Source organism: Bacillus sp. z26, assembly GCF_058313635.1.
Window position 1 is genome coordinate 68,358 of record NZ_JBZFQM010000004.1, and the last position, 23,649, is coordinate 92,006.

The window sequence follows — 23,649 nt, forward strand, 5'->3', positions numbered from 1 at the left end:
TACAGAAACACGATGGAGGGGAAAAGACGAATATGGAAAAACAGCAATTTAAAGCCGAATCCAAACGATTACTTGAAATGATGATTAACTCAATTTATTCCCAGCGCGAGGTATTTTTGCGTGAGCTTATTTCAAATGCCAGCGATGCGATTGACAAACTTTACTATAAGGCATTAACCGACGAGTCCTTAACTTTTAATAAAGAGAGTTATTACATAAAAGTAAGTGCAGATAAAGATAATAGAACCTTAACTATCTTGGATACAGGTATTGGGATGACAAAGGAAGAGTTAGAAAATAATCTCGGTACAATTGCCAAAAGTGGTTCTTTAGCATTTAAAAATGAAAATGAATCAAAAGATGGCCACGATATTATAGGTCAATTCGGTGTCGGATTTTATGCGGCGTTTATGGTAGCGGATCAAGTAACCGTGATCAGTAAAGCTCTTGGTTCGGATACCGCCTATAAATGGGAATCAGAAGGAACAGAAGGATACACAATCGTTCCATGCGAAAAAGAAACAGTCGGTACTGAAATCATCCTTACGATTAAAGAGAATTCCGAAGAAGAAGATTTCGATCAATATTTAGATGAATTTAAATTAAAATCCATTATCAAGAAATATTCTGATTTTATCCGTTATCCAATCAAAATGGATAGTGTGGAAAAACGCCCAATCGAAGGCAGCGAAGATGAATTTGAAAATGTCATCGAAGAACAGACCATCAATAGCATGGTGCCAATTTGGAAAAAGAATAGAAGTGAACTAACGGAAGAGGACTATGAAAGCTTCTACCATGAGAAGCATTACGGTTTTGATAAGCCACTTAAACACTTGCATATCAATGTAGATGGAACGATTCGTTATAATGCAATTCTTTTCATCCCTGAAAATATTCCGTTTGATTATTATTCAAAAGAATTTGAAAAGGGTCTTGAGTTGTATTCTAATGGCGTGCTCATCATGGAGAAATGTGCTGATTTATTGCCGGACCATTTCAGCTTTGTGAAAGGAATGGTTGACTCAGAAGATTTATCTCTGAACATCTCCAGAGAAATGCTGCAGCATGATCGTCAACTGAAGCTGATTGCGAAAAACCTTTCGAAAAAAATTAAAAGCGAGCTTCAATCCCTATTGAAAAATGACCGTGAAAAATATGAGTCATTCTACAATGCTTTTGGCCGTCAAATCAAATTTGGTGTGTACAGTGATTTTGGAGCAAATAAAGATGCTTTACAAGATTTACTCATGTTCCACTCTTCCAAAGAGAATAAATTAGTGACACTTGATGAGTATGTTTCAAGAATGCCTGAAGACCAAAAATACATCTACTACGCAACAGGTGATTCTTATGAAAGAATTGAAAAACTTCCTCAAACTGAGGTTGTACTAGATAAAGGGTATGAGATTCTCTACTTCACTGAAGATATTGATGAATTCGCAATTAAGATGCTCATGAATTATAAAGAAAAAGAATTTAAATCTGTCTCCAGTGGAGATCTTGGATTTGATAGCGATTCTTCTGAGGAAAAGGAAGATAATAAGGAAGAAAATGCTGAGTTATTCAATTATATGAAGGACTTGCTTGCAAACAAGGTAAAAGATGTCAGAGCATCCAAACGTCTAAAAACACATCCTGTTTGCCTATCCGCTGATGGAGAAATCACGATTGAGATGGAAAAAATCTTAAATGCTATGCCGGATAATCAAAATGTGAAGGCTGATAAAGTACTTGAAATTAATACTACGCATGAAGTCTTCCACTCTTTAAAAGCTGCTTATGAACAAGATAAGGCTAAACTGGACCTATATACAGAGCTCTTGTATAACCAAGCCTTATTAATAGAAGGACTGCCAATCAATGACCCTGTAGAATTTACAAATAATATTTGCAAAGTGATGGTCTAATCTTAACCAATAAGCATCAGTTTACCCTCTGAAAATGGGTGGACTGATGCTTTTTTAATTTTTGTTTTTTCACTATTTTAAGCCGGTATACCAACATTTTTGTGTATAATAAGAGGACTATCGACAAAATTCTCCATTAGGAAAATAAGATATTCATATAATGATCCGTTTGATATAATCCTTAAAGTAAGATGATGTATGAAGAAGGTGGCAGTTATTAATAAGGTTGAAGTGAGAGTAAGGCAATTTATTGAAGATATACAGCATCCCAACCAAAAGAAAAAGATCAATATAAATGACTTGGAGAGTCAATTAAGAATACATATAGAGGATTATTTTGATATGGATGGGTATACATTGTTTCACGGTGTTATAGAAAAACTCGTAGAGGAGAATGTACTTACCCCTATCTTAAATAAACAAACAAATGGCCGTTATCCAGCGTTGCCATTATTTTATTGGGTTACGATTAAAAAGGAAATCACCAGATGGGATCGTCTTGAAATGCTTAAGCTGAATGATCAATTCGATTTTTCTTTTTACGAAAGACATCCGGAGTGGCAAACAGAAGAGGAATGGATAAGAATCAAACACCTCTACACTTTTCTAAAAAGCAGTCACACTAGGCAAATCGTCTCCTTGGAGGAGCGGAGCCTTGAGCTTTTCGGACATGAAAAATTCCTAACAGACAATGAAATGTTTCCAGAAGGAAAAGGATTTTTACAAAGAATCGGAGTTTCTATGGAAGAATTAAAGAGCACAAGGATGGGAGAGCCGTTTGTTTTTTGGATGAAAACAGGGGTTCAGATGGCGGATATAAAACGTGTGTTGATTGTTGAGAATCTATCCTTCTTCCAAACTTGCGTTCAATTACTGGAAAAAGACCTTTTGGATTATGAACCGGAACTGATTATTTATGGTGAGGGCAAAAAGATTGAAAGAAGCTTCTCCTTTTTCTTTAAACTTTTCCCAGAGGATTCCTATTTATTTTATTATGCGGGTGACCTGGATGCAGAGGGTTACAGTATTTGCATGAGATTAATAGATAAATATCAGGAGTGTACCATTCAGCCTGCTTTAAAAATATATCGGAAAATGCTTGAATGCAAAGAACTGGCCAATTTGGAAACAGGGCAAGTATGTAATGAAGGACACAGGGACCGATTCATTTCTTGGTTTACGGAAGAGGAACAGAGGAGCTTAACTGAGTTATGGGCTGACCAAAAACGGATTCCGCAGGAGGTCTTAACGATTGAAACTTGGAGGCGATGGACGTGAATGAATCGTGGGAGGGCTTTGCCCAAAGGATGAAGCGATTAAATCCTTTGTTCGAACTGGGGAAAGGAATGGAAATCGGCGAACTGAAGCCCTATATACAGACTATTTTAATGCAAGTTTTATTGACTATTTTCTATCGTGAATTGAATGATGATGACGGCCGAAGAAAAATGGATATTTTACATATGGTCGAGGATAGCATCAAACAGATGAAGCTAACGGCTGATGAAAAGCAAGTGGAGCGGATTACGAACGGTCTCCTATTTCAAGGGAAGGAAGAATACAGCAAACCATTTGAATCGGTATATTTTGATGAAATCAAACAGGCTTGGGATACTCAAACCTTTCGTTATGTAACAATGGACGAACTGTATACTAACCTGGAAATGGGTGGATCCATTGTCTATAAATTAACCGATGTCGCACAAGAAATGATATTCATGAGCCGGGAGATGGCAGAAGAGTTCTCGATTACGATCGAACAGCTGTACAGCATGCAGCTGATTAAAAATGGGAATTTTAAAAAAGCCACACGGAATCTGGACCATCTGATTTCCAGGGTGAATCGTCTGATGACGAAGGAATATACCTTTCAAAAAGAGATGGTCAACAATCCCAAGATTCTTCTTGTGGAGCAAGAACACCAAAGGGAGGAAAATCGCTGGGAGATTGAGGAACAATTTGAAGAAGAGAAAAATCATTTCCGTACCATTTCCTCTATGATTGAAAAGGCAAAATGGACTGAAGAGAATGGTCTTGTTCAAAAGGAATTACTCGTACTTCACGAAAAAATTGAACACACCAGACAGCTGCATGACCGGTTTGCCAAATTGGTTATCCAAAATATTTCGTATGAAATGAAGTTAAAAGCAGAGAACCCATCTTTATTCTGGGAAAACAGCCTTGTTTCATTCCGGGAGCATATTTATGAAAATTGGATTATGAAAGAGGGAATCAAGGATTTTGACTTAGTCGAAAACATGATTGGACCTTTATTTTCTCCAAGAAATGAATTCATTCTCCCGCTTGATTGGATTTGGATGGAACAGGAACAGGCAAATGTTCTGCAAATAGAAGATACAAATCAGGATGGGGATGACGAAGAAGAGTTTACTAAACGTGTGACAGACTGGTCTTCCATCATAAAAGCATGGAAAGATGTATTTGAACACTTACAGCAATTTGGAGAGTTTTCACTTGCTGATTTAGCGGATATGCCAATGGACGTACAGGACCAATGGTTTGAAGAAAGTGAAACACTTGATTTATGGATGTTATTTGATAAGAAACCTCTCAGAATCCTATCACCAACACGGAAATTAGAGACATTATCGGATGAACGTGAAATCCTTCTGCATCGAATAATGAATGAATATCCACAATTTTTATCATTAGAAGGTTGCCAGATTTATACTGAATTCGACCATCGTTCCGCTCCTGTTATATGGTATAGGACTAAAATGACACCATTTAAAATATGTCTCCGGGAGGAGTAAGGCTATATGAATAATGAAATCGTAAAAAAAGCATCGCATGTTTATTTTACATTATTAAAAGACAAAGTTATTGATGAAACGAGCGAGCATTTCCAAACCTACTATGAACCGGAAGTCAGACAGACGGTTTTGTTACTGGCAGATGAATCCGGAACCTATATTATCGAATCACCAAAGCGAATCCATTTAGTTGTGCAGCCAGCAGGATCTGTTTTCGCTACTAACTTTACCCATATGAAAGATAAGCATAAGCAAATAGAAAATAAGAAGTATTTCAATTTAATGAGTATCATTCTTATGGCTTTTCTGGCGATGGTGGATAAGAACCAGGCAGCTAGAATTCGGACGAAGCGTGAAGGAATCACATATTACGCTTTAGAACGCCAAGTGAATGAGTTGATTACAAACTGGAATCGAATGTTAAAAGAAAATCCGTCATTTGGAGAAGAACAAGCCATTGATATGCCGGATATCGTAACAACTTGGATCAATATGGTTGTGGAAGCTGATGATTACGGTACAAGGAAAGGGAACAGACGGACGCGTATTGGGCTGATTACCGGAGCTATGAGACTGCTGGAAACAGAAGGATTAGTCGTGATTTTAGACAGAGACGATATACCAAAAGCCGTCCCGAAAATGGAATTATTTGAACGGATCGAATTCCTTTATCATGATTATGACCGATATGAACAAATGAAGGAACTTATGAAGACGGAGGAGAAGGAGAATGCCGAAAATCCATCGCATTAGAATCGTCGGACTGAAATATGACGGGATGCAAAAGCAATATAAGGATACAACCTTTGATTTTCACAATCAACAAACATCTACAAATGGATTAATCGCTATGATGAATGGCGGTGGAAAAGGTGTTTTCCTCCAATCAATCTTCCAGGTGCTCAAGCCGGGAACGGCATGGGGAAAACAAAACAATCGTTTCTACCAACAATTTTTCTTTAATAAAAAGGAACAGTTTGCACCGTATACCTTCCACATCTTGATTGAATGGGAACTGGATGGTTCTGATGGGCGTCATTTAGTAACGGGTGGTATGTTCTCTGCTGAGCAAAAGAAATTGCTGGATGAGGAAAGCGGCCTTGAGAATGAAACAAATGAACGCGAGGCTAAAATTGTCCCGAATATCACTTTTTATGCAAGAGAGTTTGATCGTAAAGAGGACGTTGCTTTGGAACATATTCCTCTCTATGAAAATGGAAAAGTAGCAGATTCAGACGAATTGAAGGATTATTTCAAATGGAATGGATTCGATGTATACCGCGACATAAAGAAACATTATCGCATTCTTGATACATATGGCATCAATCGAAAAGATTGGGACATTATGAAAGAGATTAATAGGGATGAAGGCGGGGTAGGTAAATTTTTTGAAGGCGCAGAGGATGATCATTCTCTCTTCCAAAAAAGAATTATCCCGACCATCACTCAAGTGTTAAATAAAGCGGAATCTCAAAAAAATGACCTGATGGAGATTTTTAAAAGCCAGGCTAGCATCGCTAAAGATCTCCCAGTTCTGCTTAAAAGAGAACAAGCCCATAAGGAATTTTTAGAAGATATCGTTCCTTTTGAAGAACGTGTCAGGATTGGTGTGGAGCATGAAGAGATTGTACAGGCAAGTACAGAAGAAGGCCAGCAGCTTCTCGGTGCTTTGGAGCATGTGATTAAACAAGAAAAAGAAGGCTTTAGTACACTTGAAGCAAAGATTGAACAATTATCGGAGCAATTATCTGTCTTACGTTTTGAAAAAGATAATTTGGAGTATGCCAAAGCACATCAGGACGTTCGTCATTGGGAAAAGCAACTCGAGAAAGATAAAGAGAAGCATGAACAGCTGAAAACAATTGTTGCGGAAAAACAAGCGATTAAAGATGAATTCACTTTCTCCCTCTTATTGAAGGAATGGAGTGAATACGAAAATACCATCCTTAATTTAATTGAACAAATGAATAAACTTGAACAAAACAGCGGGTTAGAACAGGTTAATCAGCGGATGGATGAGATCAAGGCAGAGATGACAGCTGAGTGGGAGAAAGTTAATCTCGATATTACTGAGGCTAATAATCAGTACCATGCTTACAAAAAATATCTTAATAAAAGAAGCAAGGAAGTAAGTGGGCATGATAAACAAAAGACCATTGAAATTGCTAAATTAAGTACAGAAATACATGCCTTACAGGATGAGCTGCAAACATTTGATAAAAAAGCAAATGAAATGGCCACTCAATTTGGAGACCGGATTACGTATGATTTACCTGGGTTAATTGCTCATTTTAAACAAAATTTAATCCAACTCCAGGATGATTTGAAACAGCTTCAGGATAAGGATAAACAAACGCAGGAATTACAAAATGAACTATCCGGATCTTTAGGAACGTTACGTGAATCATTGAAACATATGACCATCAAACGTGATCAATGGAATGAAGCTTTTCAAAAGCAAGAACTAAAAGAAGCGTCTATTCTGGAACGACTGAAACTTATTTTAGATGATGTGTCTTCACCTTTATCGCATGCTCTTTTATCTAAATATGCAGCAGGTATTGAAAGTCATCTGAACCAAAACCAGGAAGAAAGTGAACGGGTCAAAAAAGAACTATGGGAAAGTCAGCTTGACCATTATTTAAACGACGAGAATTTCTGGATTGCCAATCAGGACGTGAAAGAGTTTAAAGAGTGGATTGATGAAAAAACAGGCATTGATGTCTTCTATGGAACACAGTACCTGCAATCCCTGGATGAGGATGAACGTCTTCATCACTTGGATGCATATCCGCTTCTGCCATTTGGGTTGGTCGTTAGCAAGCCGCAATGGGAGAAAATTAATCATCATCTTTTACAGGGAAGGCTATTTAAAAGCCCGGTTCCTATTTATTTGAGAGAAGAAATGAAGGATCAGGCTGTGTCTTCATTTGTTGTTTTACACGGTGAAGAACATGAGTTAATTACAAACCGGGACTCCTATTTGAAATGGAAAGTATCCATTTCCAAACAAATTGAAGAGAAAAAAGATATCTTAGATGAACTTGGAAAATCAGAACGATCTCTTCGCCGTTTATATAATGAGTTAAACAGAATGACAGATACTGAGCTTTGTATCGATATTGCCAAATACATCGAGCAGGAAGAAAAGGAAATATCCCAAGCCGATGCCGAATTAAAACGAACCATTCAAATCCTCAATAAAGAAAAAGAGCTGCATGTACAATTACGTGAACAAATTAATAGAAAGCAGAATAGAATCGATGAATGTGAAAAACAGATAGAAGTCGTAGAAGGATTTGAACAGGAAAAAGCAAAGTTCGAACAGAATAAACAATTGAATGAAGCAAAGGAAACTCATAAAGCTAATCTTATCGCACAACAAGAAGAAATCAGCAAGGAATTAGAAGAGCTTAATGACAGGAGCGCTCAGTGGAACCAAACCTATTTGGAATGGAAAATGTCCATAGAGCAAAGCATTAAGCAAATCGGCCAATATGTAAGCTCAGCTACTTTCCCCTCTGTTGGAAAAATCGAAAGTAATGAGGAAGTTCCAAGTTTATCTCTGCATATGTTGGATAAGATTAAAGGACATTTGATTGAATTAAATCAATTGCAGCGCTCAAAGGAAGAACAAGCACAGGAATTGCTCACGTTAAAAGCACAGAAAGACGCGGAAACTTCGCAGAAATCTAAATTGGAGAAAAAGCTAACAAAGCTTCATGAAGATTGGAGAGAAAAATCTGTACCGGATGAACCAATCAGCATTCTTGAAGGTTTGCAGCAGACCGCTAACAAAGATGCTAAAGAAGCGGATAAAGAAGAGCGTAAGCAGGATAAAGAAGTCACCGTTGCTGAAACATCCTTAAAGATGGCGAATGAACAAACTAAAAAAGCGGAGAAAAAGCTTAGCAAGTATGAACAGGAGCCAGAAAAGTGGGAAGAACAGGATCTGGAAGTTAAAGAGGTTGAAATTAAAGACCGGACTAAATTGACCAAAAAAGAACTGAGTCAGGCAGAAAAGAAACTGAAAGAGATGAACGACCGTATCAATGGATATGAGGGAGACCAATTAACATTATCCGTTATTTTAAAAGAAAATCCTCTGCCATTTACGGAAGAGATAGTGGCCAAAATTAAAAATCAGGGTAAATCATGTATTTTAGCCTGGTGTGAGGCGCACCAAAACTTCCTTGAAGAAAAACAAGTTAAGCATGCCAAGCTTGAACAATCACTCCGCAAGCTGAAGCTTACGATTGAAGATAAAGATTGGGAGCTGCGGTTTAAAAATGAAGTCTTGTCTTCTTTGGATCATATGGATACCCGCCATTATGCACATATCGAAACGATTATTGCCAATATGAAACGCTTCTCGAGGAGCGGTTTGGAGCAATTGGATCGTGATAAAGAACGTGCTGAAAAGGCGCAGGATTTCTGGGCAAGCCGTGCCAGCATGAAAATCATGAGTATGTCCGATGCGATCCGGTCCATGATTGCCAAGATGAAGATTAAAAATGAGCGTGGGGCGTTCCCGCTTGTGCAATTGAAGGAAGATATCTTACCTAAGAATGCGGAAGAAGTGGAACCACTCTTAAAACAGCATTTCGTTGCAGCTATAGATAAGATTACGAAGCAATTTGAAACAATCGATGACCATAATAAAGCTCTTGATGTTGAGATTAAACAATTAATCAGCGATGAACAAATCCTGTTTGTATCTCTACGCAATCGTTTCCCTGAGCTGCTGGTCTATAATATGCGGACTGATAATGCCTTCATGTACGGCAGACCTCAGAAAGAACATTATTCAACATGGAGAACGATAAACCAAGGGTCTAAAACAAAGTCAGATGGCAGCGGCGGTCAAAAATTATCTGCCCGGATGGTTATGATGATGATGCTCCTATCCGTTAAGAGCGAGGCGGACAACAGTTGGGTATCACTCGTCTGTGATAATCCGTTTGGCCAGGCAGCGTCAGCGCATGTTCTCGATCCGATTTTTGCGGTTGCTGAAAAGCTAAAATTCCAGTTAATCGTCGTTACACCGCCTGAATTGGTGAAAACTGAGATCAGCCAGCGCTTTGACTCCTATTACAAGCTCGATTTTGTACGTGAAAACGGCAAAGAAATTGTGACAGACACCGTAGTACCAGCGTATCGGATCTATCAGGAAGAAGAAGTTTTACAATAGAGTGGATTATTTTATTTATTGAAAGATAAATAGATGCTCCAGAATGATTTTTGGAGTAACTTCAAAACAAAGAGTTCTAGTAAAGAAAAAGGAGACTGCTTGATTAACTTAGCAGTCTCCTTTTTTACCATAGCGGCTCTTCTTTATCAGTTAATCTCAGGAATAGAGGCATTAACAACAGGACGACAAGCATCAAAAATAATTCTAAAAATAGAATAGAAGATAATGATAAATCGAAAAGGACAGTAAAAGGGATCGTTATGAGTGGAAATAAAACAAATACAGAGGTTGCTTTTCTAGAAGATGGGCTTTGATGCTGAATTTCTCCACAATGACTGCATTTCATCTGTCTACGGGATGAAAATAATTTCTTGATTGATTCGGTATATGACCACTTTATTCTACAGTTTTGACAAGTTGGCACTACAAAAGCCTCCTTTTTGTTAATCCACAACCTAAAAAAAGGGATTTATTTTATTATAACAGAGCTTAATTTTTATAAAAATGAAAAAACAAGAAGAGTCATAAAGTATTGAGTATTGGGGTGTAATGGAAAGGTGTAGGATAGATGTACCGTAGGTGTTTCGCTACACCTATCCAACACCATTGACGCACCTTTACCCGGGCGGAGGTGTGGGATAGATGTACCGTAGGTGTTTTCCCACACCTTTCAATAACCTTTGACGCACCTTTACCCGGGCATAGGTGAGTGATAGGTGTATCATAGGTGCTTCGCTGCACCCTTGGCGCACCTGTACCCAGGTATTGGTGTAGGAAAGGTGTATCATATGGTGTTTTCCCATACCTCTCCCTTACCTTTGGATTATGATTAAATCAATCGTACGATGGGAATTAGGATGAGGAATCTGATTAGAAAAGTTGAAAATAATATAGCCTCATATATTTTAGATTTACAGGAAGTAAACTTATTAAGAATAGCGGTAAAAATCCAGTTATTCCCAATATATAAGAACTAAGTAATACGCTATAATTTAAGATATAGGATTAATGAGGAGGATATATATATGGGGATTTTAGATGGTTTAATGGGTAATTCTTCAACTGTAAGCAAGGAAGAGGTTTCTAAATCATTAAAAGAAGTATTGTTTCCAGGCGAAGAAGTTCAACAGGCATACAAGTTAATCAGGGATTTAATTGTATTTACGGGGAACCGACTAATTCTTGTAGATAAACAAGGCATGACTGGAAAAAAAGTCGAGTACCATTCTATCCCATACAAAAGTATTACACATTTCAGTACGGAAACAGCAGGAACATTTGACATGGACGCTGAACTTAAAATTTGGTTATCTGGAGCAGATATGCCTATCATGAAGACATTCAAAAAAGGAAATAGTATTGAAGATATTCAAAAATTGCTTGCTTATTATGTTTGTGGATAAAAAAAACAAACAAATATAGAGTAGGAGAGGGCGTTTTGAACGCTCTCTCTTTTTTATGCATTCCCCAAATCCCCTAAGTACTAAATAATAAAAACTTGATTTTGAATTATTTGAGACATTTTCTGACGAACATAATAGTGAATACGCTTAAAAAAACCACGTTAACTAGTCTTTTAGGTTTATTTAACTTAGTCAATGCCTAATAAAAAATGACCATTTTTATAAATAATTGATAAAACAAAGGACATCATAAATATGTGACGAATACTATAATATGTGTCTAAATTGTGAACTTTTTGAATAGGTTTTATTGAATCGGGTTTTGTTCTTATTCACTTTATTATTAAAGCGTTTTTATCGTCATGAGAGGGAGGAATTATTATGAATGATCAACAAATCATAAAATGTGAGAAATGCAGTGGGAATCAAGTGAAAAAACTAATTACGGTCTCTGATATGATGTTTTTGGCTATTTTGATTGCATGCTGTATTCCGATGCCTGGTTGGTTTTTAATCCCGATCTTTATGTTTATTGGCTTTCTTGATGTTAAAAAGGGTGGGTTTCGTTATAGCTGTACTGGATGCAAATCCAAATTTAGAGTGACAAAGGAAATCAATGCTGCCTTTACTGAATTCTTTAAAACTCAGAAAGCATTAATTAAATAAGCTGTAATTTGCCGGGAGATTAACTGAATACAGGCTGATCTCCTTTTGTAGGAAGCATCATTTGAAAATTATTTGTGGTCATCATAATAAGAGTTAAGTCTTACCAAAAGATATAAAGTTGAAATGAGAAGGACTGTTGCTTACAGTTCTTTTTTTGATGTAATCAAGTACAAAGAGAGATTCCTGACTTTTCCTGTTATTGAAGTAATTTTCATTTAAAGTTATTCATAATTTGATACAATAATATTTGATAACATACTAGGTAGAGGTTATAGTAGTTATCTATATTGCAAAACTGACTTTCTTCCGCTTAAATGTCGAATTGTACAAAGGAGAAAATCAAATGAAACCTTTAAAGTTATTATTCTTCGCAATGATTGCGATTATGATATTTGTTCTTTGGAAAATGTTCCCGACCGAGCAAAAAACCTTCATCACGAATGACCGTATGCAGGAAATTCAAACAATAGTTGATGATGCGAGCAAAGGCAAAGTCCAGGCTAACTGGCAAAATGTCGCAGCTATTGCAGCCATTGAATATAATATAGATACTGTAGCACCCTATAATATCGAACAAACAACGAATCTGTTTATCCAAAAAGATAGAAATCAGTACAAACTTAAAGATATTGAAGAAGTTATGAATACTCTAAATTATACAGATGAACAGAAATCAAAAGTGAAATCCTATTTAAGTTACTTGAATTCATTTAAAAAAGGTAATAAAAGCAGTCAGTATGAATTTATTGCTGAATTAGAAAATGCCGCTGTTGATAATTATAAGGAATATGGTATTTTGCCATCGATCACAATAGCGCAGGCGATTTTAGAATCTGAATGGGGTAAATCAGGGCTATCTCAGAAGTATAATAATTTATTTGGCATTAAAGGCCATAACTGGGATGGTGCTGTTGCAAGCATGGACACGAAGGAATTCCATAATCAAAAAACAAAAAGTGACTTCAGAGCCTATAATTCGATTGATGAGTCGATTGATGATCACGGTGCATTCCTTAAAGAAAATAAACGTTATGAAAAGCATGGTCTTTTTGATGCCAACACCTATATGGAACAGGCACAAGCACTGGAAGATGCCGGCTACAGCACAGCAGAGAATGAAAAAGGTGAAAAAATATATAGTAAAATGTTGACTGATATAATTCAGCAATATCAATTACAGCTCATTGATAGCAATGTCACAAATGATAAAATATAAACTCAAGCGTATGTGTTTAATTTGCACATACGCTTGTTTTTTATACTTTTTAAGGGGACTTTAATTTGTTAAACAATCTCTTATGAAAACTTACAGATTCTACTGATCGATTAAATGATTTGCTTCCCTTGTTTGTTAGTGATGCTAAAAAGTAAAACAACCCGGGAACAAAAATGATTGTTCCAATCAGTAAAAATAAGGGCCTTATACCCACAAATCCCACAATGGTAAAAGGGGGTTGCTACGGCAGCTCCTTTTCTTGTATTGTTAGCATTCGCCTAATGCAGCAGCCAAATTTAGTTACTTCACTATGGGACAGATGTCTCAGTATACCTTGTTATCGATTAACTTTGTTATATAAAAATCAGAGCTAGTAAGTAGTATAAGATAATGTAAATAAATTCAAAACTCCACCCTTGTTGTTGGGTATATATGGTAAAATTTAAATTAAATATAGAAAAATATATGAGGGAAGAAGTGTTTAAAGATGGAGCGAGATGAGAGATATTTACGAGCTAAAAAAAGGGTGGAGAATTTAAAGTCGTTTTACATTCATCTAACGGTTTACATACTAGTTAATCTAATGCTTTTTTTAATAAATATACTCTCTGACCCAAATTATTTATGGTTTTTCTATCCACTTGGAGGTTGGGGAATAGGTGTTGCTATACATGGTTTGACCACTCTTTCATTGGGGAGATTTGGAGAAGATTGGGAAGAACGAAAAATTAAAGAATATATAGAGAAAGATAAATAAAACTGTAAGGCTCATTTTTATTAGAGCGGAATTAAACAACTTTATGATTACTATACATATTAAAGGGATGCAATGAACCTTGCATCCCCTTTTAAATGATTAGATTTTCATAACACCGCCTGTACTTGCGGAAGTCACCAGCTTAGAATAACGTGCGAGATAGCCTGTTTTGACTTTAGACTCAAAGCCTTTCCAATTCGCTCTACGTTGTTCAAATTCTTCGTCAGAAATCTCCAGTTGAATGGTACGTTTATTCATATCGAGTTCAATGATATCGCCGACTTCAACAAAGGCAATGGGTCCGCCCTCAGCCGCTTCAGGTGATATGTGGCCAATACTGATTCCTCTTGAAGCTCCAGAAAAACGTCCGTCTGTAATTAAGCCGACTTTTGCACCCAATCCTCTTCCCACAATTTGCGAGGTAGGCGCGAGCATTTCGGGCATACCCGGACCGCCTTTTGGACCTTCATACCGAATAACGACTACATCTCCTTCTTTTACTTTACCGGTAATGATACCTGATAATGCATCCTCCTGGGAATCGAAACAGATAGCAGGGCCTCTGTGATAGCCACCAACTTCCGGATCGACCGCTCCAACTTTAATAATGGAACCATTGGGCGCAAGATTTCCAAATAGGACAGCCAAGCCGCCACGTTCAGAATGTGGATTGCTTAAAGGACGAATTACATCATAATCTAAAATCTCACAGCCCACTACATTTTCTCTTAATGTTTGGCCAGAGACGGTTATACATTCTCCATTTAAAGCTCCCGGCTTTTTCAGTAATTCATTAATAATCGCACTGACACCACCAGCATTATGTACATCTTCAATATGGTAATCAGATGCCGGCGCTATTTTTGCCAAATGTGGGACCCGGCTCGCAATCTCGTTGATCCGTTCCATTGGATACTCGAAACCTGCTTCATGGGCCAATGCCAGCGTATGCAATACCGTATTGGTTGAACCACCCATGGCCATATCCAGAGCAAATGCATTATCAATCGTATCGATGGTTACGATATCACGCGGTTTAATATCTGTTTTGATGAGTTGCATCAATTGTTTGGCTGATTGTCTGACAAAATCCTTTCTTTCCTCTGCAACAGCTAGGATTGTTCCATTACCAGGTAAAGCTAATCCCAACCCTTCTGCTAAGCAATTCATCGAGTTCGCCGTAAACATTCCGGAACATGAACCGCATGTGGGACAGGCAACCTGTTCAAGCTCCTGCAGTCGCTCTTCATCAATTTGTCCGGATTGATAAGCACCAACACCTTCAAAAACGGAAGTGAGGGAGAGGGAGTTGCCATCTTTATCTTTACCAGCTTTCATTGGTCCGCCACTGACAAAAATAGTCGGGATATTGACACGTAAGGCAGCCATCATCATACCGGGGGTAATTTTGTCACAGTTTGGGATACAAACCATCCCATCAAACCAATGGGCTGAAACGACAGTTTCAATCGAATCCGCAATAATTTCACGGCTTGGCAGAGAGTAACGCATACCGATATGTCCCATGGCAATCCCATCATCTACTCCGATAGTATTAAATTCAAAAGGCACACCACCAGCTTCCTTGATGGCCTCCTTTACAATCTTTCCAAATTCCTGAAGATGAACATGACCTGGAACGATATCAATATAGGAATTACAAACCGCGATAAATGGTTTACCGAAATCCTCTTCACTGACTCCTGCTGCTCTAAGCAAACTCCGGTGTGGGGCACGATCTATTCCTTTTTTAATCATATTACTGCGCATCTCAGCCATGACGATCATCTCCAATTGGATAATTTATCTGTATATTTAGAATTATTGAACATTTTAACATTAAATGAAAGAATATCCTATCATATTACAGATAATTATTAAGTTTTTTCTAAAACTAATGAATTGTGCTATCTTAACAAATTAAATCATTATTTTGAGGACACATTATTTTCATTTTATGGAGAATCAGGTTAAAATGATTCGTATTACATACATGATGTTGCCTAAATTGGATAATAATTCTGACTTGGTAGTAGTTTTAAAATCAAGACAGAGGGGATTTGATGGTGTGTTAGATAACAAGTTAATGGTCACATTATATACAGGGAACCACGAGAATTTAGTGAATACTGGAATCGGATTGGGAATCATTTTGCTCTTTATCCTCTTCAGAAATATATTTACAAAGTATATCTTTCAGTTGCTATTGAAAATGAGAGATAAAAAACCAAATGGTCTAATTGTACAGGTTTTTAAAAGTTTTGAAAAACCAATCAGTTGGCTCTTTATTATTATTGGTTTATACATTGCTATGAAGTACTTTCCTTTTATTGATCAAAATAATCCCTTTTACTTAAAGGTATTACGTTCGATGATCATCTTTATGATTAGTTGGGGATTATTTAATTTGTCATCACCCGCACAAGGGATCTTATTAAATATCAATGAAAAAATGAATCGAAGAATTGATTTAATTTTGATTCCGTTTATATCGAGGGCTATCAGGGTTATTATTGTAGCGATCAGCATCAGTATTATTGGACAAGAATTCGATTATGATGTGAATGGACTGGTAGCAGGTCTTGGACTAGGTGGATTAGCTTTTGCATTAGCCGCAAAGGATGCTGTTGGCAACTTAATTGGCGGTATTGTGATTGTCACAGAGAAACCATTTTCAATTGGAGACTGGATTCTGACTTCAAAAGTTGAAGGAACAGTCGAGGATATTAACTTTAGAAGCACTAAGGTTCGTACATTTAGCCAGGCGTTGGTAACTGTTCCGAATGCGGCGTTGGCCGACGATGCGATAACGAACTGGAGCCGAATGGGGAAACGGAAAATTGATTTTCATCTGGATGTTGCCTACCAAGGTGATACAGATCAACTCGAACATCTAATTGAAGATATTAAATATATGCTCCGTTTACACCAAGGAGTTCACCAAGATACCATTGTCGTGGCCTTTGATCAATTTAAGGATCATTATATAAAAATATTAGTCTATTTCTTTACAAACACTACTGCCTGGGAAGAACATGTCCAAATTAAACATCAAATCAATTTAGGTATTATGCAACTATTAGAAGAAGAAGGGATGTCTTTGGCAGTCCCATTGCAAAAAGTTTCTGTAGATCCTGGACCTCAACTAGAAAAAAATCCATCAAATTAAGTAAATTATGATATACCACTGTGAAGCGAGATGTTCACAGTGGTATATTTTTATTTATTCGGATGTTTTTAAAATAAACCTTACGAAATTAGATGTTTTATCTTCATATTTTCAAAAGGCTCTGTTCGTCGAATATAGATTTTATTAAAATCTATATTCAACAAAGGAGAATGGTAAGTTATTTGAATGGAAGAAGAAATGAAAAACACTAGATTAGATTAAATTCAGGGACTTTAAGCATTTTCTACAGTCACTATAGATCAAACGAGACAGGTTGATCCAATAAGAATTATCCAAGAGCTCACAATACCCATTTATAATAAAAATAAAAACGTGGAGTGTTCCCAATGTTGTTTTTACGTAGAGTTACTTTTTTACGAGAAGAAGTTCCTGATTTAAATACGTATCCATTCACTGTTCCTTCTATAAGAGGAATGAATGCATTAGACTTGAATCGTGAAGTAACATTTTTTGTTGGAGAAAATGGTTCTGGAAAATCTACTTTACTCGAGGCAATAGCATACAAGTGTGGGTTTAATACCGCAGGTGGAGGAATAAACAATATATATGATGTAGATTCATCCCATGCCGCTTTAGGAAAGTACATTCGTTTGTCCTGGTTGCCAAAAATCAGTCAAGGTTTCTTTTTAAGGGCTGAAAGTTTTTATCATTTTGCATCTCATCTAGATTTACTTGCCGAGGAAGACCAGACTATTTATCAAGCATATGGGGGTAGATCATTACACCACCAGTCTCACGGAGAATCCTTTTTATCGTTATTTTTAAATCGTTTTTCTGGTAAGGGCATTTATATATTAGATGAACCCGAAGCAGCATTATCGCCAGCTCGCCAATTAGCATTTTTGAGAATTATTCATCAGTTGGTCAGTAGTGGAAACGCTCAATTTATTATCGCCACACATTCGCCTATTCTTCTAGGATATCCAAATGCAAACATCTTTAGTTTTGATTCCAATGGAATTGAAAGTATCAGATATGAAGACACAGAACATTATCAAATAACAAAAGGTTTTTTAAATAGAAAAGAAAGGTACTTAGAAGAGTTGTTTTTAAATGATGAGGAATAAAAAAATTAAACTTATTTGACTAATGGGGGCTTTACTTCGATATCAAGGGCTGTGTGATCAGCTTTTTTTGTTATGCAGCCAACGCGGCAATATTGTCAAAAGGAAAGTGGACAATTTGTTAAATTTATTGAAGTAGAAGTTCCAATGTGACGTAATTCAATTCTTTGTGATAAATTATGTTCAATATATCACAAAGTATATTCTTAAATGTTATAATAAAGTTATATCTTTAGAAAAAACGGATGGAGGCTTTTTTAATGAGTTGTGGTTGTTCAACATTAAAAGATGGTAAAGCTGTAGTTGATCATGTGAAAAGTAAGGGAAAAGAGAATCATCCACCTAAAGTAGCTCATACTATTAACTGTGAATGTGGAGAGACATTTGTTTTGGAAACTGTTATTATGAACTGTCCGAAATGTAATATGACATATGCAGTTACACCTTGTAGTTCAGATAGGATTGAAAATATTAAACCAGCGGGTATTCAATACGCTTAAAATATAGCCTTCTTGTGACTTAGCAAGAGGGCCTTTTTGATTATAAACCTTAGCTGGTTCAAAAAAGCTTATATCAAAATACAGTGATACACACAACTCTTCTTTGAATCCAAGTTTAGAAGACAAGCGATTTATATAGAATATAGAAAGATATCGAGCAATTAAACAAACGGTTGCTAGAACTAAAGAGCAAGGCTGCTAATGAGGAGCTTTTTTTTGTTATGGCACTGACGGGGACAGCATTCCTGTAATCAATGAAAATAATATGCTAAATATGTAAAAAAATGTACTTAAACTATAAGGGTGCGTTACTTCACTAACGGAGACAGCCAAAAAGCTGTCTCATTTTGTATTAAGCCATCATCTATAATCTTTACGAACAGATTCTTTCAAAAAAGAGGCAAGATATTGTTTGCCATGCAAGCGATTTCTAATTTCTCCAGTGTGTCGCAATAATCTTCTTCTACATTGCTTATAAAATGATTTTTACTAGGCAGCATATCATCAACGATGGTTGAATCCTTATACCATTCTGTAGGTTGAGGGACTTGGTGAGAAACATTTTTCCATACATTCAAAAGGGAAGGACTATAGAAATGAGGAGACCCTGGTATCAAGTTACATTCCTTTAAGCGAACTTTATACAGTTTCCCCGGTACTTCTTCATCCACGTTATTGAAAAGTTGGGGCCAGTAATCCTTCCTGGAACCTGTGTGAGGCGTCATGTACGCCCAGTGCTCGACCTTCTTCAAATGGCTGCTATTAAATAAAATAGAGTACAAATCCTTACCGATGGAAATCCGTCTATTAACTTGTTCAAACTGATGAATCGTTTTTCCGGCAAAAGTAATTTCCGTTTTAGTTTCAAAGTATGGAAATAGAATTTGATTCATGGATAGGACATCCTGAAGTACAAATTCTAATTTTCCCAGTACTTCATTGTGGATAGTAGGTTGCTTCATCAGTGTTTGTTCTAAATGATTCTGCTCGTTGATGATGAGGGCAATAGTCAAAAGAGATGAATCCCTATTCTTCCAAAAATAGGACCAGATCGTTTCCATGTACGTGGAAACAGATAGTCGAGGTAATAAATAGGCAAGATTGCTTCCGCGTTTTAATGACTCTTCATATAGAAGTAATTGTGGATAGGCATCATGGAAAATCAACCAATTTCCCCGCTCCAGAAACAGAAAGAAACTTTTCACTTCCTTCTTTGATAGCAGTCTGGATAGACACGTCCCTTTTAAATCCGTCATATTCCATCCGGCATTTCTAGAAACCATATGGGCCAGAAATGACCAATGTATTTCAGGATGATTTTGATAATACGCCAGGTAGGCTTTGGTTCTTGTACTATTGTTCAGATTAAATAAGCGTGTTTTTTCGCGTATTAAGCTTACAATCATTTCATCTTCATATGTTAGTTTATCGGTCACCTTTTTTTTATGATCGAGCATCCTTTTAATTTCAGTTAACGTTTCTGACAGTGCTGTTTTTTTCTTCTTAAACCAGGGAAAGGGCATAAATATGGCTCCTTTTAACCAATAAATAAACATGGATTCTCCATTATTCGTTGTATAAACTCTTTAACCATATATAGAGCGTTATGTTAGACGATATCTGATATCAGGAGTAATCTAATATTTGCGAGTGGTATGATTTGGTAATATTTAATGGAATTTGAAAGCTTATCTTGTGAAAATAAACACATTATTTTTTTGATTGCAGATGTTGCGATTTATCGGTTGAACAAAAAGAAGTGAGGTTACGACATGAAAAAACAAAAGTCAGCATCGGAATATACTTTAGGGAATATTTTATTGTTTTTTATCCCGTTGGCTCTCTCGGCAAGTTTAACTTCTGTTTCTCACGTAATTATCAATGGAACGCTAAGCCGTGCAGAATCAGCGGAAATCATCATATCCAATTATGCAATTGCCTTTTCTCTGTTTAGTATTATGGAGAGACCGGCTTTAGTATTCAGGCAAACAAGCTCAGCATTGGCAAAAGGGAAAGCTGCATTCCATTCCATATGTTCCTTTTTCGTTAAAATTATGGTTGCTTTAATGCTGGTTTGTATGCTAATTGGATTTTCACCGCTCGGAGATTGGACGTTTACTCATTTGTTTAATGCAGATACGGAAAATTTACCAGCTTTACTAAACACCTTTAAGGTTTTGGCTATGGTTATTTTACTATCAGGAATCCGCACATTATATCAGGGAATTATGATTAATCATCTTGAAACGAAGTGGGTGACCTATGGTGTTATAATACGCTTGGTTGGGATGATTGTGATTGCCCTGTACTTTATTCATTATGCAGACATGCTATCAAGCATCGCCGGGGCCATCATCTTTTTAACCGGTATGTTAATTGAATGTGTGATCAGTGTTTGGAGAGGGCATCGATTAATGAAGACAGAAGAAGCAGAGGAAGAGCTGCCGCCATTGACACAAAAAGCAATTGGAAAGTTCTATACGCCATTAGTCTTTTACTTATCATTTCAAATGCTTGTTACACCCATTATTTATGCATGTTTAAGCTATATCGACAATGTAAACTTAGGAATAGCATCTTTTGCGCTTGCCTTTAGTGTGACGAACCTAATGATTAGCTTTTTCATGTACACCCATCAGGTCGTCCTGCAGTTTTATGAAACGAATAAAAAAGCTGTCTTTCAATGTATAGTGATTTTTAGTATTGTTCCTTCAACATTGTTGCTCCTTTTATGTTATACACCTGCAGGTATTTGGTTTATGGATACAGTCTTTGGCATAACCGGTACTTTGGCGAAAGAAACATTATACGTCCTGCAATTCTTTATCGTAAAAACATTTGTTTTTCCGTGGGTTGATTACTTAGGCGGCATTTTGATGCTTAACAAGAAAACAGGGGCTATGTTAAAGCCTCAAATCTATAATCTAATCACAGTCGTGATTATTTTAGTGACATTAGTTGTTCAGTTCCCTTCATTAAATGGACGAGCGGGAGCCATCGCTGCTTCAATAGGGGAAATGGTCGGATTAATTGCTGTTTATTTCGTTGTGAAAAAATTTAACGAGATAACAGATAAACAAGCTAATCATATCAAATCAATGTAGAATATTAGTATAGTGAGATTATCCAGGTGTATAATCTCACTTATTTTTATGGATAGATTCGTTTCAAATACGTTTACAACTAAATACTCAGCGACACCCTTAATCATTGAATCTAATTTTAAATTGCGATCTCTTTCTATGCATTTTACTCTCATATTTCTTCATAATATTAATCTCCCTTTCTAAAAAGAAATGTACTGCCAGTTAGTTACTCGCATAAATACCTATCATTTTTCCCCCACTGAAAAGAATAAGAAGAACCTTTTAGCTTAGAACATGACTTTAAAAATATTGTGGTTACAGGTTACTCAGCAAGTGATGTTTACTTATTTATCCTATTTCTCTCAAAATCTATTTCTCTATTTATTAAAAAACAAATAACAAAGAATCGGTCAAAGAAATACTTGTATCACATTATCATGCCGTATGTTCATCATCCTATTTACCTATCAGCAATTTGTCTAATTATCATAGAGGAAATATATTATTTGTAATAAAATGTATGAAAACAATGGAAATGTAAGGCAATTTTAGGTATTATAGTAAATATATAGTGTTTTTGGGTAAATTCGACTCACTATCTCAAAAAACCGATCAATCAAGTACGATGAAACAATTATTCATCTAAAATGGAAATGAAGGAGCGGTAATGAATGGCTATCAGCTTGCAGAAAGGCCAACGAATTGACCTGACAAAAGGTAATGCAAATTTAACTACTATTATGGTCGGTTTAGGTTGGGATCCAGTTAAGAAAAAAGGCGGCTTCTTTAGCAAAAGTGCTGATGTAGATTGTGATGCGTCAGTTATTATGTTAACCGCCGATAAATTAGAAAGTAATAAAGATCTTGTTTATTTTGGAAATAAAAAAAGTGCGTGTAATTCTGTTATTCATTCGGGAGACAACTTGACTGGCGATGGCGATGGTGATGACGAATCCATTAAAATCAACTTGAAATCCGTGCCAAATTCGTACAATAAATTAGTTTTTGTCGTTAACATCTATGACTGTGTAAAAAGGAAACAAGACTTCGGTATGATTGAAAACGCTTATATACGTGTATTAAACAATGATACAGGTGAAGAATTAGTTCGCTTTAATCTATCGGAAAATTATGGTGGATTAACAACATTAATTACCGGTGAGATTTATCGTCATAATGGAGAATGGAAATTTGCTGCTATTGGAGATGGAACAAAAGATAGCAATCTATCGGAGATTTGCAGCAAATTTCAATAATAAATTTTAATTAAAACATTGGAGGGAATTAAAATGGCAATTTCATTATCAAAAGGACAAAAAGTGGATCTTACAAAAACTAATCCTGGTTTAACCAAAGTAATAGTAGGTTTAGGATGGGACGTAAATAAATATGATGGTGGACATGATTTTGACCTGGATGCATCTGTCTTTCTTTTGAATGAAAGCGGTAAAGTATCAGGTGGTGAAGATTTTGTTTTCTATAACAATACGACAGGTGCTAATGGGTCCGTAACACACTCTGGCGATAACTTAACTGGAGAAGGTGATGGGGATGATGAACAGGTTAAAATCTCTATCCAAAGTATTCCTGAAAGTATCCAAAAAGTTGCATTTGCTGTAACCATTCATGATGCTGATTCCAGAAGTCAAAACTTTGGTATGGTTTCAAATGCATTCATTCGAATTGTTAACGAAGAAACGAATCAAGAACTAATCAGATATGATTTAGGAGAAGATTTCAGCATTGAAACGGCTGTTGTTGTAGGTGAGTTATACCGCCATCAAGGAGAATGGAAGTTTAGTGCCATTGGTTCCGGTTATCAAGGTGGATTAGCTGCTCTCTGCAATGATTATGGATTACAAATAGGATAATTAGACTGCTGAACTATCATT

General features: G+C 36.4%; 18 protein-coding genes. 15 read left to right on the plus strand and 3 right to left on the minus strand.

Annotated elements, in window-relative coordinates; genetic code table 11:
• Window positions 1–32 precede the first annotated feature (32 nt).
• The 5 genes from htpG (at window position 33) to AC4G3K_RS13525 (ending at window position 9,875) form a co-directional block, all read left to right on the plus strand.
• Window positions 33–1,910 carry a molecular chaperone HtpG gene (gene htpG / locus AC4G3K_RS13505; RefSeq protein ID WP_491075144.1) on the plus strand — a complete coding sequence of 626 codons (1,878 nt, stop codon included), beginning with the start codon at window positions 33–35 and terminating at the stop codon, window positions 1,908–1,910.
• Between the two features lie 198 nt (window positions 1,911–2,108).
• Window positions 2,109–3,188: a Wadjet anti-phage system protein JetD domain-containing protein gene (locus AC4G3K_RS13510; protein ID WP_491133625.1), complete on the plus strand. Its 1,080-nt coding sequence runs from the start codon at window positions 2,109–2,111 to the stop codon at window positions 3,186–3,188.
• Window positions 3,179–4,684: a hypothetical protein gene (locus AC4G3K_RS13515; RefSeq protein ID WP_491133626.1), complete on the plus strand. Its 1,506-nt coding sequence runs from the start codon at window positions 3,179–3,181 to the stop codon at window positions 4,682–4,684. The genes AC4G3K_RS13510 and AC4G3K_RS13515 overlap by 10 nt, the downstream gene beginning before the upstream one ends.
• 6 nt (window positions 4,685–4,690) lie before the next feature.
• Entirely contained in the window at window positions 4,691–5,437 is a 747-nt protein-coding gene (locus tag AC4G3K_RS13520) for a DUF6063 family protein (protein WP_491133627.1), read from the plus strand.
• A complete protein-coding gene (locus AC4G3K_RS13525) occupies window positions 5,415–9,875 on the plus strand; it encodes a hypothetical protein (RefSeq protein WP_491133628.1) in 4,461 nt (1,486 codons plus the stop codon). Before AC4G3K_RS13520 ends, AC4G3K_RS13525 begins: the two co-directional genes overlap by 23 nt.
• Window positions 9,876–9,999: 124 nt before the next feature.
• Here AC4G3K_RS13525 and AC4G3K_RS13530 read toward each other — a convergent pair whose 3' ends face one another.
• Window positions 10,000–10,299, minus strand: a complete 300-nt coding sequence (locus AC4G3K_RS13530; protein WP_491133629.1) for a TIGR04104 family putative zinc finger protein — start codon at window positions 10,297–10,299, stop codon at window positions 10,000–10,002.
• 601 nt (window positions 10,300–10,900) lie between these two features.
• Here AC4G3K_RS13530 and AC4G3K_RS13535 point away from each other — a divergent pair.
• The 4 genes from AC4G3K_RS13535 (at window position 10,901) to AC4G3K_RS13550 (ending at window position 13,917) form a co-directional block, all read left to right on the plus strand.
• Window positions 10,901–11,278: a PH domain-containing protein gene (locus AC4G3K_RS13535; protein ID WP_491133630.1), complete on the plus strand. Its 378-nt coding sequence runs from the start codon at window positions 10,901–10,903 to the stop codon at window positions 11,276–11,278.
• 381 nt (window positions 11,279–11,659) lie between these two features.
• The gene (locus AC4G3K_RS13540; RefSeq protein ID WP_491075137.1) at window positions 11,660–11,944 is read left to right on the plus strand and encodes a hypothetical protein; all 285 of its coding nucleotides are present in this window, start codon (window positions 11,660–11,662) and stop codon (window positions 11,942–11,944) included.
• Between the two features lie 343 nt (window positions 11,945–12,287).
• Window positions 12,288–13,160 carry a glycoside hydrolase family 73 protein gene (locus AC4G3K_RS13545; RefSeq protein WP_491133631.1) on the plus strand — a complete coding sequence of 291 codons (873 nt, stop codon included), beginning with the start codon at window positions 12,288–12,290 and terminating at the stop codon, window positions 13,158–13,160.
• 487 nt (window positions 13,161–13,647) lie between these two features.
• Window positions 13,648–13,917: a 2TM domain-containing protein gene (locus tag AC4G3K_RS13550; protein ID WP_491133632.1), complete on the plus strand. Its 270-nt coding sequence runs from the start codon at window positions 13,648–13,650 to the stop codon at window positions 13,915–13,917.
• Window positions 13,918–14,016: 99 nt separating this feature from the next.
• Here the strand turns inward: AC4G3K_RS13550 and ilvD are convergent, their stop codons facing one another.
• Window positions 14,017–15,696, minus strand: coding sequence for a dihydroxy-acid dehydratase (gene ilvD, locus AC4G3K_RS13555; protein WP_491133633.1), 1,680 nt, complete (start codon window positions 15,694–15,696; stop codon window positions 14,017–14,019).
• A 196-nt stretch (window positions 15,697–15,892) separates the two neighbouring features.
• Here ilvD and AC4G3K_RS13560 point away from each other — a divergent pair, with 196 nt between their 5' ends.
• From AC4G3K_RS13560 to AC4G3K_RS13570, 3 genes are all read left to right on the plus strand, one after another.
• Window positions 15,893–17,086 carry a mechanosensitive ion channel family protein gene (locus AC4G3K_RS13560; protein ID WP_491133634.1) on the plus strand — a complete coding sequence of 398 codons (1,194 nt, stop codon included), beginning with the start codon at window positions 15,893–15,895 and terminating at the stop codon, window positions 17,084–17,086.
• Window positions 17,087–17,436: 350 nt separating this feature from the next.
• Window positions 17,437–18,174: an AAA family ATPase gene (locus AC4G3K_RS13565; protein WP_491133766.1), complete on the plus strand. Its 738-nt coding sequence runs from the start codon at window positions 17,437–17,439 to the stop codon at window positions 18,172–18,174.
• Window positions 18,175–18,431: 257 nt separating this feature from the next.
• A complete protein-coding gene (locus tag AC4G3K_RS13570; RefSeq protein WP_491075132.1) occupies window positions 18,432–18,671 on the plus strand; it encodes a hypothetical protein in 240 nt (79 codons plus the stop codon).
• Window positions 18,672–19,060: 389 nt separating this feature from the next.
• Here AC4G3K_RS13570 and AC4G3K_RS13575 read toward each other — a convergent pair whose 3' ends face one another.
• A complete protein-coding gene (locus AC4G3K_RS13575; protein WP_491133635.1) occupies window positions 19,061–20,227 on the minus strand; it encodes a DUF2515 family protein in 1,167 nt (388 codons plus the stop codon).
• Window positions 20,228–20,443: 216 nt separating this feature from the next.
• Here AC4G3K_RS13575 and AC4G3K_RS13580 point away from each other — a divergent pair, with 216 nt between their 5' ends.
• The 3 genes from AC4G3K_RS13580 to AC4G3K_RS13590 all read left to right on the plus strand — a co-directional run bounded on the left by AC4G3K_RS13580 (window position 20,444) and on the right by AC4G3K_RS13590 (window position 23,628).
• Window positions 20,444–21,775, plus strand: coding sequence for a multi antimicrobial extrusion protein MatE (locus AC4G3K_RS13580; protein ID WP_491133636.1), 1,332 nt, complete (start codon window positions 20,444–20,446; stop codon window positions 21,773–21,775).
• A 653-nt stretch (window positions 21,776–22,428) separates the two neighbouring features.
• The gene (locus AC4G3K_RS13585) at window positions 22,429–23,013 is read left to right on the plus strand and encodes a TerD family protein (RefSeq protein ID WP_491133637.1); all 585 of its coding nucleotides are present in this window, start codon (window positions 22,429–22,431) and stop codon (window positions 23,011–23,013) included.
• Between the two features lie 33 nt (window positions 23,014–23,046).
• Window positions 23,047–23,628, plus strand: a complete 582-nt coding sequence (locus AC4G3K_RS13590; protein ID WP_491133638.1) for a TerD family protein — start codon at window positions 23,047–23,049, stop codon at window positions 23,626–23,628.
• Window positions 23,629–23,649 lie beyond the last annotated feature (21 nt).